This window comes from Ferrovibrio xuzhouensis (assembly GCF_042648965.1).
Classification (GTDB): domain Bacteria; phylum Pseudomonadota; class Alphaproteobacteria; order Ferrovibrionales; family Ferrovibrionaceae; genus Ferrovibrio; species Ferrovibrio xuzhouensis.
Genome location: NZ_JBHRYJ010000008.1, coordinates 97,255 through 109,309, shown reverse-complemented (window position 1 = coordinate 109,309; position 12,055 = coordinate 97,255). Strand labels below are relative to the sequence as shown.

11 protein-coding genes are annotated in these 12,055 nt (G+C 62.4%); 4 read left to right on the top strand and 7 right to left on the bottom strand.

What is annotated here, in order from left to right:
• The first annotated feature begins 18 nt into the window (after positions 1-18).
• Entirely contained in the window at positions 19-1,302 is a 1,284-nt protein-coding gene (locus ACFOOQ_RS22570) for a hypothetical protein (RefSeq protein ID WP_379729979.1), read from the top strand.
• On the top strand, positions 1,229-2,704 hold the full coding sequence (locus ACFOOQ_RS22565) for an acetyl-CoA carboxylase biotin carboxylase subunit (protein WP_379729978.1): 1,476 nt from the start codon (positions 1,229-1,231) through the stop codon (positions 2,702-2,704). Before ACFOOQ_RS22570 ends, ACFOOQ_RS22565 begins: the two co-directional genes overlap by 74 nt.
• Here the strand turns inward: ACFOOQ_RS22565 and ACFOOQ_RS22560 are convergent.
• The 6 genes from ACFOOQ_RS22560 to ACFOOQ_RS22535 form a co-directional block, all read right to left on the bottom strand.
• Complete coding sequence (locus ACFOOQ_RS22560; RefSeq protein ID WP_379729977.1) at positions 2,701-3,375, bottom strand: GntR family transcriptional regulator; 675 nt, start codon at positions 3,373-3,375, stop codon at positions 2,701-2,703. The genes ACFOOQ_RS22565 and ACFOOQ_RS22560 overlap by 4 nt on opposite strands.
• Positions 3,376-4,602: 1,227 nt before the next feature.
• The gene (locus ACFOOQ_RS22555; RefSeq protein WP_379729976.1) at positions 4,603-5,961 is read right to left on the bottom strand and encodes an MFS transporter; all 1,359 of its coding nucleotides are present in this window, start codon (positions 5,959-5,961) and stop codon (positions 4,603-4,605) included.
• A gap of 61 nt (positions 5,962-6,022) precedes the next feature.
• Complete coding sequence (locus tag ACFOOQ_RS22550) at positions 6,023-7,060, bottom strand: 2Fe-2S iron-sulfur cluster-binding protein (protein WP_379729975.1); 1,038 nt, start codon at positions 7,058-7,060, stop codon at positions 6,023-6,025.
• A complete protein-coding gene (locus tag ACFOOQ_RS22545) occupies positions 7,057-8,067 on the bottom strand; it encodes a PdxA family dehydrogenase (RefSeq protein WP_379729974.1) in 1,011 nt (336 codons plus the stop codon). Before ACFOOQ_RS22545 ends, ACFOOQ_RS22550 begins: the two co-directional genes overlap by 4 nt.
• Positions 8,064-8,531, bottom strand: a complete 468-nt coding sequence (locus ACFOOQ_RS22540; protein ID WP_379729973.1) for an aromatic-ring-hydroxylating dioxygenase subunit beta — start codon at positions 8,529-8,531, stop codon at positions 8,064-8,066. Before ACFOOQ_RS22540 ends, ACFOOQ_RS22545 begins: the two co-directional genes overlap by 4 nt.
• Positions 8,532-8,535: 4 nt before the next feature.
• Complete coding sequence (locus tag ACFOOQ_RS22535; protein ID WP_379729972.1) at positions 8,536-9,798, bottom strand: aromatic ring-hydroxylating dioxygenase subunit alpha; 1,263 nt, start codon at positions 9,796-9,798, stop codon at positions 8,536-8,538.
• Between the two features lie 162 nt (positions 9,799-9,960).
• Here ACFOOQ_RS22535 and ACFOOQ_RS22530 point away from each other — a divergent pair, with 162 nt between their 5' ends.
• Complete coding sequence (locus ACFOOQ_RS22530) at positions 9,961-10,749, top strand: IclR family transcriptional regulator domain-containing protein (RefSeq protein ID WP_379729971.1); 789 nt, start codon at positions 9,961-9,963, stop codon at positions 10,747-10,749.
• 244 nt (positions 10,750-10,993) lie between these two features.
• Complete coding sequence (locus tag ACFOOQ_RS22525; protein WP_379729970.1) at positions 10,994-11,350, top strand: helix-turn-helix domain-containing protein; 357 nt, start codon at positions 10,994-10,996, stop codon at positions 11,348-11,350.
• 100 nt (positions 11,351-11,450) lie between these two features.
• Here ACFOOQ_RS22525 and ACFOOQ_RS22520 read toward each other — a convergent pair whose 3' ends face one another.
• Positions 11,451-11,687: a hypothetical protein gene (locus tag ACFOOQ_RS22520; protein ID WP_379729969.1), complete on the bottom strand. Its 237-nt coding sequence runs from the start codon at positions 11,685-11,687 to the stop codon at positions 11,451-11,453.
• Positions 11,688-12,055: the final 368 nt, after the last annotated feature.

The window sequence follows — 12,055 nt, the reverse complement described above, 5'->3', positions numbered from 1 at the left end:
GGTACAATGCGGGCGAAAATGCTCCGGCGGCTCATGATGATGAGCTGGGCGCTGGCGGCCTGTGCCGCGGCGACGCAATGGCGCTGGCTCGCCATGGCCAGCGGCCTGGCGCTTGCCGTCTATCTGTGCTTTTCCGTCAGCGGCATGAGCCGGACCGGTCTCGCCCTGGTGCTGATGCTGGTTCTGCTGACGGCAGGCGTCGTATGGCATAGCGGCATTGCCGTACTCGAGGGAGGGCTGCGGCAGGCGATCATCTTCGCCGCCTTCATGCCGACTGCGCGGCTGTTGCGCACAGTGGCATTTCACGATCCGGCCATTGTCCAGATCCGTCGCAGTTTTCGCACTCTGCCGGCCGAAAGCCGGCCGGGCTGGATGCTGTATGCCGCTCATGCACTGGCCTCATGCCTCTCGATCGGGTCTTTTGCCGTGCTGGCGCCGCTGCTGCCTCGCGAACGGGCGCAGCGGCTCAGGCTCGCTCAGATGGCGCTGCTGGGTGGCGGCCTGTCGGTGATCTGGTCGCCATTTTTCGTCGCCCAGGCTTTTGTCGCGCATGGCTATCCGGCGGTTCCAATCTGGCAGATCGTGCTGACGGGGCTGGTCATTGCCATGCTGGGCCTTGGCATTGCCACGGTTGTCAACCGGGTCGGAAGTGTCGCCGCGATCCTGGCACATGTCGTGCCCGCACTCGGCCCGTTGCTGCTGCCGGTGGTCAGTGTCGTCGGCATTGTTCTGTTGCTCAACCGGTTCGGTGGTTACAGCAATATCGAGGCCATGGTGATGGCCATTCCGCCGCTTGCCCTGCTGGCCGCCTGGAGGCGGCGACCCGGGCATCTGCGTGACGTCTATAGACAGGCGCCGTTCTGGGTCAGTGGTATGGGCGAGGAGATCGGCATCGTCGCCATGGCCATTCTGTTCAGCAGCGTCCTGCAACATTCTGCCCTGCAGGGTGTGCTGAGCGGCTGGATCCTGCAGGCGCAGTTGCCGCCGGTCATTCTGCTGCTGGCCGGTTTTCTTGCGATGGTCTCGCTGGAAATCCTGGGGTTGCATCCGATTCTCTGCGCCACGCTGGCCTTGCAGGTCAATCGCACTGTCGCAGGACAGCTTCCCGACCTGCTCTGCGCCATGGCGATCCTGCTCGCCTGGTCGTTCGGCTCGATCATGTCGTACTCCGGTCTGTTGCCGTCGATTGCAGCGACCACCCTCGCAGTGCCCAAGCACCGGCTGGTTTATGGCCGGAACCTGGTTTTCGTGGCCTGCGCCGCGTTTCTCAGCGGCTTGGCGCTGGGGGCTTTCGCACTGTGACGTTAAAAGGATAGAGCTGATGACAAAGCGACCGATCTCCAGAATTCTTGTTGCCAACCGGGGCGCGGCTGCAGCGCGCATTCTCCGCGCCGCACAGGCGATGGGCATCGAGACTGTTGCCGTCTATTCCGAAGCCGATGCCGATCTGCCCTATCTGGCGATGGCGGGACAGGCCATCCCCATCGGAGGAGCGGCGCCGCGAGAAAGTTATCTCAACCAGGATGCCATCCTGCAGGCGATGCGGCACTCCGGTGCCGATGCTCTTCATCCGGGTTATGGCTTTCTGTCGGAGAATGCCGGTTTCGCTGCAAAGGTGGAGGACAGCGGAGCAATCTTCATCGGTCCGGCGGCTCGCCATATCGATGCCATGGGGCACAAAGCGCGCGCCCGTGACCTGATGGCGGGGCAGGGCATGCCGGTCAGTCCGAGCAGCGCGGTGCTGGGCGAAGATCCCGCCGACATCGCGGCGGCTGGCCGGACCATCGGTTACCCGGTGATGGTGAAGCCGGCGGGCGGCGGCGGCGGCATCGGCATGCTGACGGCGGCCGACGACGCCCAGCTGCTGGCCGCGGTTGAGCGGGCACGGTCCATGGCAAGTCGCAGTTTCGGCGTGCCGGACATCTATCTCGAGAAACTACTGCAGCGGCCGCGGCATATCGAATTCCAGATTCTGGCGGATCGTAGCGGCCATGCCTGCCATGTGTTCGAGCGAGACTGCTCGGTGCAGCGGCGTCATCAGAAGGTGATTGAGGAGGCGCCCGCACCAGGCCTGAGCCGGAGCATTACGCGGGATATGGCCCAGGAGATTGCCGCGATCATGACAAGGATCGGTTACGACAATATCGGCACGGTCGAGACGCTGCATACGGAAGCCGATGGATTCGGTTTCCTGGAGGTGAATACCAGGCTGCAGGTCGAGCATGCGGTGACGGAGGAGATCACTGGTATCGACCTGGTGCGTTGCCAGATCCGCCTAGCCGCCGGCGAGCCACTTGCCCATGTCCTGCCGACCGTGCCCGAGCCGGATGGGCATGCCATTCAGGCGCGCATTTATGCGGAGGACCCGGTCCGATTTCTGCCGTCGCCGGGGCCGCTCAAGGTATTCCGCCTGGGCGTTGGGGAAGGCATCCGCATCGAGACCGGTTATGCCGAGGGGAATACGGTTACGCCGTTCTATGACCCGATGATCGCCAAGGTGATTGCCAAGGGCGTGGATCGCGAGGATGCCATCCGGCGGCTCGATGCGGCGCTGGCCGCGAGCCATATCGAGGGCGTGAAGACCAATATCCCGACCCTGCGTGCGATCCTTGCCTATCCCGCTTTCAGAGCAGGTGCGGTCCATACGGGACTGATTGCCGATGTGTTGGCATCCCAAAAACCGCCGGCGTCGAGCGCGGCCTAAAGCACCAGTTTCTGATAGCGGCGGAAGCACTCGCGGGCAGCACGTATGTTCGAGCGTTTCAGGCGTTCGGCATCCTCGGCCCGGCCCTCGTTCATTGCGGTCAACACTGCGCGATGCTCCTGCAGGCCTTCCAATGCTCGGCCCGGGACAAGAATTAGGCGGCGAACAAGAAAGCCTGTGCGCTCGAACAACGTATCAAGCATCGATGAAAGAATCGGACTGTCGCACCGAATAATTATTTCGCGCCTGAATGTATTAATGAGCGCGGCGTAGGTCTCCAGATCGCCAGCGCCGATCATGGTCTCAGCCTGCTCGCCAAACTGATCAAGCATCGCCTGCCATGAACCCACAGGTGAGTTTTCGGTCGCCCGGCGCACAGCCAGACCTTCAAGAACCTCCCGTACGTCATAAATCTCGAAGACTTGCTTGGGTTCAAGGCGCATGACAACGGCGCCGCGATTGGGGATGCGCTCGATCAGGCCGCGCTGTTCCAGCGTGCTGAATATTTCTCGGACGCGGGCCCTGGATACTTTGAATTCTGCAGCAAGATCGTTCTCTCGCAGCTTGCTGCCGGGGGCCAGTTCCTGGGACGCGATACGGTCTCTGAGCGTTTGAAAGACATCGGTCGATTGCGCTGTGCGCGGAGCCTTTTTTCCTGTCGACTTAATCATTCAGTCGTGAAACCTCTGCTTTAGGCAACGTCACCAAAAAGATGGAGACAATATTGTTTACAATACTCCATGCCTAATTAACATCTTGTTCGATATAAGAAAATCAGTATCCGGATAATGCATGCTAGATAACGTCTGTCTGTAGGCACGGCGCAAGGGGCAGGTCTAGGGTCTGTACCCACGACCGGCAGACCCGGGATCCTGTCGTACAAGCCCGTCTGCGAGGAGGAAATCGCCGAGCGTAGTGGGAACTACGGTCCAGATTTCCGACGCGGCAGACGGGCTTGTACGACGGACCCCTCCGGGGCGTTGCACAGTTTCGCCCCGGCGTCGTCGAAACGCCTCGCCGATGCCCCACATCGCCTTCGGCGTTTCTCCTAGCCAGGGCGGAACTGTGCGAACGTCACGGGCTTGCCGGTCGTGGGTACAGACCCTAGACGTCCGGTGTTCACTGAGGTTTGGCCACGGGACGTGGCGGCACAATAAGGCGCACCGCGCTCATGATGCCGTTGTGTGGGGATCGATCACGTCTGTATGCAACTTATGCGTGCTTTCAGGCAGTGTTGCCGGCCGTGCGGGTGCTAATCTGCTGCCGGGTGGTTCTAGCGGAAAGCCATGAGGCGCATCTTGTCGTGCTTGCTGTGCTTGCTGTGCTTGGTGGACTGTTCTGCGCATGTCATGACGTATCAGCCAAGGGCAGCGGTGGCAGCCATGGCGTTCGCGACGATACCATTACGAACGGCACCTACGTCGCGCCCCGTCGGGCAACGAACCCAAACAGCACCAAAACCGGTAACTGGTCGACCAAAGGCAACGTCGACCCCTACACCGGCAAGCCTGGCACGAAGAGCCCAAGCAAATGATGCGGCTTCGCGGCTCGACAGTCGGCCGTCCAATTGGCCGCGTCGCGGTCGATGGGCGCTCTGCAGCGGCATCGCCGTGGCCGCTCTGCTTTGACAGCGATGTGACAGAGCCGACGATGCGTGACTGGCGCAAGCGGCATGGCGAATAGGGCGATATGAATGAAAATCTCATCGCGATGATGAAATTCAGGATTGCTCCTGGCACAGCTCTCGTATTTTTAAGCGCGTAGACAGCGGGCCTCACTTTTTTGCCGCAGTGAGGCGCCGCGGCGGCGCGGGTTGATGGCGGTCGTAATTCAGCTCAGAAATGCCGTTGAGTGGCTGGCTCAACGGCACCTGAAAGGCAGGCCTTGCGGTCTTCTCGTTATGATGTTGCCGATGGCGCGGGGCGCAATGCAGAAACGCCCCGATTGCTTAGATGCCCGATGATGAAAATCGAAATCCCGGCAACGACCAGGGGCAGGCCGGCGGCGAAGAAGACCGACGTAGCCGACCAGCCGGCTGAGAACAAGAAGCCGACCGCCAGGGGTCCGGCAATACCGCCAAGGCGGCCAATGCCGAGCGCCCAGCCGACCCCGGTCGAGCGGATCGATGCTGGGTAGTAGATCGCGGCGAGGGCGATCACGCTTTTTTGGCCGCCGCTGATGCACACGCCGGTCAAGAAGGTGCAGGCCATGACGACCCAGAAGGCAGAATGCAGCAGTGTGCCGGTCAGGATCACGGCGGCGGCACCGCAGATATAGAGGATGCCGACCGTGAAATACGGGCCGATACGGTCCATGCAGGGGCCGACGACGAAGGCAATCAGGATGCCACCCACCGTTGTCAGCGACGTTGTCAGCGCCACCTTGTCCATCGGGTAGTCCATACCGCGCAGCACTGACGGCAGCCAACTCTGCAGGGCATAGAATTCGCCGAGGTTGATGAAGAAGACCAGCCATAGGAGCAGGGTGGGCAACGAGCGGTTCTGCTGGAATAGCCGGCTGACGGCCAGGCGGCCTGGCTCGCGCTCGCCCATGCTGAAGACGGCTGCGGCCGGAGCCAGAAAGCCGGCATCGATGCGCCGCAGGATGGCTTTGACCCGCTCCATGTCGCCACGGCGCAGCACGAGATGGTCGAGCGATTCAGGCATGAACAACGCCATCAGCACAGCAAACACGATCGGCAGGATGCCACCCAGATAGAACAGCGACGGCCAGCCGAGGGTCGGCAGGAGCTTGGCGGCCGCGAAGCCAGCCAGCACAAAGCCGAGCGAGAAGCCGCAATAAATGATCAGAACAAAGGTAGCGCGCAGCCGCTTCGGGCTATATTCGCCGGTCATGGCGATGGCGCTCGGGGCCACGCCACCGAGGCCGAGGCCGGTGAGGAAGCGCAGCACGATCAGTTCGGTCACGCCGCTGGCGGTCGCTGTCAGCAGGGTGAAGATCGCGAAGAATACCGAACTCAGGATGATCACCCTGCGGTGGCCGTAGCGGTCGGACAGCGGCGGGATGGCGAGATAGCCGACCATCAGGCCGATCAGGCTGGACGAAAAGATCGGGCCGAGGGCGGCGCGGGTCAGGCCCCATTCCTTCGCCATCAGGGTCGCGGCATAACTGATCGCCTGGGTGTCGAAGCCGTCGACGATCATGATCAGCGTGCACAGGCCGATGACCATATATTGGAATGCGCTGATCCGCCGTTCGTCGATGAACGACGGCACGTCTATCGTTGTTGTCTCCATGTTTCCTCTCCTCTGGATTTTTGGTTTTTGGGCTGGCAATGGTCCGCCATCCGCCTTCGTGTCAATGTCCTCCGTCTGGTGCGGCGGGCATGGCTTCATCCGGGCCGGATGGCACGAATGCATCGCAGTGGAAGGCGGCGGTTGGCAGGCCAGCCTGTGTTGTAAAGGCATGGCGCGCCTTGGCGATCATCAGCGGATTGCCGCAGGCATAGACCGTGCTGGTGCTCAGATCGCCATGGTCATCGAGCACGGCCTGATGGACGAGGCCACGACGGCCGGTCCAGTCGGCCTCGGCTTCAGACAGCACCGGGATGAAGGCAAACCAGGCATGGCGCGCCGCCCATTTCTGCGGCAGCTCCGGCATATACAGGTCCGCCGTGCGGCGGGCGCCCCAGTACAGCCGCATCGGGCGTTTCAGGCCGCGTTTGATCGCGTCTTCGACGATCGACTTGATCGGCGCAAAGCCGGTACCGGTGGCCAGCAGGATGACCGGCGTGTCGGCCGACGCGTCGCGCAGGAAGAAATCGCCGAACGGCAGCTCGATTGTCAGTTTGTCTCCCGCCTGCAGGGCGGCCAGAACGCCTTCGGAGAAAACGCCGCCGGGCACGTGGCGGATATGCAGCTGCACGCCGTCGCTCTCCTGCGGCGGGTTGGCCATGGAAAACGACCGTCGGCTGCCATCGGCCAGTTCGACCTGCAGATACTGACCGGCCTTGAATTTCATCCGGTTGCCGGCCGGGTAGCGCAATTGAATGACCGCGACATCCGGCGTCGGCCGGGTCATGCGGTAGACGCTCGCCGGCAGCCGCTTCCGGGCCGGTGGCTCGGTCCGGTCGATGCGCTGCGGACGAATTTCCAGATTCGATTGCGGCCGTGTCCGGCACAGGAGGACCGGATCGCAGGGTCCCCGAATAACGCCGCCATGGCCGGCCACGGCGGCCGCACCGGCGATCAGCGCCGCTTCGCAGGTGTTGCAGGCGCCTTTGCGGCAGGAATATGGAATCGCATAACCGGCGCGTTCGGCTGCATCGAGCACGGTCTCGCCGGGCTCACAGGCAAAGCTGATATCCTGATCGCTGATCCTGATCTGGTAGGTCATGACGCCGCCTGCTGCGCCGCCGGGGCGGTCAGGTTCTGCATCAGGGCGAGTGCACGCAGGACGGCGTCGGGCTCGGCAATGCCCCTGCCGGCAATGTCATGGGCGCTGCCATGGCCGGTGCTGGCGAACAGGGTGTCCGCCCCGACGGTCAGGGCCACCGCCGTGCGGCCGGCGAGCAGCTTGATCGGGATGTGACCCTGGTCGTGATACATGGCGACGAAGGCGTCGATGTCGGTGCGCCCGAGCATCAGGTCGGCGCCCAGCGGACCTTCGACGCGCAGGCCGCCGGCCAGAAGGCGGCGGACGGCCGGTTCGGTGATGCGCTGATCGTCGTCGCCGAACAGGCCGCCTTCGCCGGCATGCGGGTTGATGCCGAAGACGCCGAGCCGCGGTCTGGCGATACCAAGGCGGCGCAAGGCGGCATCGGCGGCCAGCGCCGTTGCCTCGACGAGCGCCGGTGACAGGCGGGCCAGGGCATCCTGCAGGCGTTCATGCAGGGTCGCGTGAATGATGCGCAGCCGGTCGCCGATCAGCATCAGGAAGACGCGATCTTCTGGTCGCCCGGTCAGGCGGGCCAGCAGCGACGGATAGCCGGAGAAGGGGATGCCGGCGGCGTTGATGGCGGTTTCGGAATGCGGGCAGCCGACCAGGGCCTGTGCCCGGCCGTCATGGCACAGCCGCAGGCCGGCCTCGATATAGGCAACGGTCGCCGTCCCGGCCTCGGCGCAGACGGTACCAGGGCGCCGGGCATGCCGCGGCAGGGCCTCAATCGGGAAAACATGGATGGCCGGCGTGGGCGAGATGCGGGTGCCGTCGGTTTCCACCACGGCAAGGCCGGCTGCCAGGCGATCCAGCCACGGCCGCAATACCGCCGGGTCCCCGACGATCAGCGGGACCGGCCCATTGCCCGCCGCCAGGGTCACGGCAGCCTTGACGGCGATTTCCGGTCCGATGCCGTTCGGATCGCCGGTGGCCAGGGCGACAACGGGACGCCGCGTCGCGGTCATAACGGCAGGGCCAGCAGGGTGTCGATGCGCGAGCTGTCGCAGACGACGACGCGCTCGGCCAGCTTCGGAGTATCGCCGACCAGGCGGTAGACATCGAGGTAGCGCCCGGTGGCGTAGATATCGCTGCGCCCGTCCCGCATGATGCGTACGACCAGGAAGGCCGTCTCGCTGCGGATATCGCCGTTCGTCCCATCATCAATGGCGGGCTGGCCGAGGATATGCCGGTAGGCGTGGCGCTCGTAGATATTGGCCTCGCGCAGCGCCGAAATACGATCTTTCAGCATACCGCGCGAGGCAGCGTAAACGATGCCGGCCTCGTAGCCGTCGCGGTGGTTGTCGGCAGTGGTGATCTTGTAGAGGCAGTTTTCGAGAAAGAAATCGGGCCAGGCCTCGAGTTTGCCGTCGTCGATGCAGCGGGCATAGTCGGTCTGGGCGCGACAGATGGCGGAAAACAGGGCAGACATCGACTTACAGCTCCATCATCGCACGATAGGCTTTCCAGAAGCCCCGCACCGACGATTCGGTGACGCGGCTCTCCTGTGAGGCTGTGCTGTCGCCGCCCATTTCGAGGACGGCGCGCTGATCACTGGCACCGGCAATGCCGCGCTGGACGAAGCCGCCGACACAGCCATCCTCCATGGAGATATATCCGGCCGGCCCCATCAGGTTGGCCTGTTTCAGGCGGGTCATGCGCTGTTCCGGCGTATCGTCGGCGAAGCCGAGATAGGTCCAGTTCAGTTCGGTCTCGCCAGTGCCGTGCGGCAGGACCTGCCGTACCGCGATAGCATTGCGAATTTGCTGCAGCACAAAGCCCGGGAACACGGTGAGAATCTGCAGCGTGATGTCGTCACCGAATTCGTCGAAGCCTTCCAGCAGGCTGGGGTCGGCCAGCCGGTAGGAGCTGTTCTCGGAGCGGATACCCTGGCGGGCGTATTCGGTTTCTTTCTTCTCGGCCTCACGGTCGATCACCGAATAACTGACGTGATGGCCGCCGCTCTCGTCGACGATGATGGCGCCGCGCTGCGACAGGCGGTTCAGTTCGAAGGTCGTGAAGAACAGGTGCAGGATGCTGGCATGGTAGGAATCCTTCACATTCTCCATGTAAAGCTTCCAGTTATTCGGTAGCACCTGAGTGAAACGCCCGAGGATGACCGGTGTGCGGCCGGCCAGCACGCGCTCGATGCGGCCGAGGATCTCGTCGCCGAGATATTCGTCGATCGGTGGCACGTCTTCCGACAGGCTGCCGAAGACCAGGCCGCAAATGGTAGCGACGCGCAGCTTGCGCGGGCCGTGATCTTCCATGCAGAAACTGTCCGGCATGCCGCCACAGCCCTTGATGCCGTCCTTGAAGGCGACGCCGGTCAGGTTGCCTTGCCGGTCGTAGGTCCAGGCGTGATAGACGCAGCTGAATTTCTGCGCATTGCCACGGTCTTCCAGCGCGATCAGCGCGCCGCGATGGGCACAGCGGTTCTCGAAGGCGTAGATCTCGCCGTCGCTGTCGCGGACGACGATCACCGGGGTATCGCCGATTTTGGTGGTGCGGAAGTCGCCGATATTCGGCAGATCGATCTCAAGGCAAAGATAGTTCCAGGCCGCACCGTGGAAGATCGCTTGCTGTTCGCGGCTGTAGATGCCGGCATCCTGGAATGCCCAGTAGGGGACGCGGGTCAGGCCTTCCTGCGGCCATTTGGCGGTGGCAGCCGGCTGTGCCTGGCTGAGCTCGTCTTGCATGTTTCCTCCAACGCAACGCACTGGCCTCCACCCCTGGCAGGCGGGTCGGAAGCCGTCTTTTTGATCATCACATTGTTCGAATATCGAACATATGATCTAATATCGAACACTTTGACGGCCTGTCGGGAAGCTGTCAACTCTGAATCTCAGGAGGCAGATGGCATGGAGAAACAAACGACGCGAGCGTCGGAGGGTATGGCTGGGCTGGCCAAGGGACTGGCGATCCTCGAGGCCTTTGGCCCCGAACGGACACAGCTGACCATTGCGGATGCGGCGGAAGAAGCCGGCATTACCCGCGCCGCGGCGCGGCGCTGCCTGCTGACCCTGACCGACCTTGGTTATCTGGCGCATGATGGCAAATGGTTCCGGCCGCTGCCGCGCCTGCTGCGTCTCGGCTTTTCCTATTTGCGTAGCGATCCGCTGACCCAATTGGCGCAGGCCATTCTCGCTTCTGTGCGTGATGAAGTCGGTGAATCGGTCTCGCTGGCCGTATTGGATGGCGATGATTCGGTGTTCGTTGCCCGCTCGACGGTCAGCCGAATCGTGTCGCGGGCGGTCACCGTGGGCGCGCGGCTGCCGGCCTTCTGTTCGGCGACGGGCCGTGTTCTGCTGGCGGCCTTGCCCGATGACGAGGTCGAGGCCTATCTGAAACGCGTGAACCTGCTGCCGCGCACGCCGCAGACGAACGTCGATGCCGCGGCGTTATTGGCGACCATTCGCCAGGCGCGCGCTGACGGCTATGGCGTCAGCGACGAGGAACTTGAGCCAGGCCTGCGTGCCATTGCGGTGCCGGTGCGCGACAGGGCCGGCCAGGTGGCGGCCGCGATGAGCGTCAGCACGGCAGCGACGCGAATGGATGCGGACGTGATGCTGGCAACCTTACTACCCGCCTTGCGGCGTGGTGCGGATGCTCTGGGCAACATGATGGCCCCTGTCCACGGCACTCAGTAGAAATAAATTCGGTAGAACAGCCATAATAGCTGCAGGTCAGTAGATTAAACATCAATGATACTGAGAACCGATATTCGGCAATCTTGTGACATGGCTGCGTCAATGCATTGGCGGCGCCATCTTGCAACTATCGATTGGTTGCTCTGTATCATTCACAATATTAGGCTCAGATTGCTTGTGATCGTGTGCCACAAGGATCTAGGCCCATGCATCATGATCTTCGATATTCAATCGGAGTCTTACAATGAATTATATTCGTACTTTGCGCGAAGAGCGCCAGTGGTCGCGGCGTGAATTGGCGAGCAAGGTCAAGATTTCAGAGCAGAATATTTATTTGCTCGAATCTGGCCGTGTGAAACTGATGCCAAAGCATGTCGCGAGCTTTTGTGCCGCCTTTAACGTCAAGCCAGACCGCCTGCTGGCCAAGCGCCGTGGCCGCCAGCCACAGCCAGTGCCGGCAAGCTATATCGATTTCATTTCAGAGGCCGTCATTGAAGCCTCAGTCAAACAGTCGAAGCGGACTGGCGCCGCGGCGCAGGCTTTGCGACAGAAACTGCGCTATGCAGCGGCGCGTGCCAAAGACGGCATTGGCTTGCGCTGAGGCATATAGTTTAAGGCGGATGGGCAGGTGGGGCGTTAGACGCGTGCCCCGGGTGTTCGAACGGTTCTCCAGTCGCTGGCCATGACGAGCCTTGGCAACCCTAGAGCGGCACCTTTGCCGCAATGCGATTGGCGACGTTCTCAGCCAAGAGCGATCGCGCTTCGCGACCATATTTTGAGTACCGCGCGCTCATGCGCGTTGTTGAATGTCCCATCAGCGCCATGATCTGCTTTTCATGCAGGCCGGCATCGGCGGCCATCTGCCCGTAAAAATGTCGCAGATCGTGCAAACGCGGCTTGGTGCCGTCGGCTTTGATGAGCCTGGCTTCGTCGCGCACGCGATACCAGATACGATTGATGTCAGTCAGATGGCCTTGGCGGTTCTCGCCGGCAAAGACATAGGGATTCCTCTCGATTTTGAGCAGCTTTAGCTTCTGAATAATGGCGGCAACGGCTCAGTGATGGCGCGCAGCATGGCGCGCCGACCGCCGCCGACAGCCCTGGTCTCCTGCCGACGATAATTGCGCACCCATTCGATGATCTGAGGCTCTTCCTTGATCTGATCGGGGACGGGGCGAGCGTGTCTTGACCCTTACGCAATTCAGCCTACACTCCCGACACTCCCGACACTCCCGACACTCCCGACACTCCCGACACTCCCGACACTCCCGACACTCCCGACACTCCCGACACTCCCGACACTCCC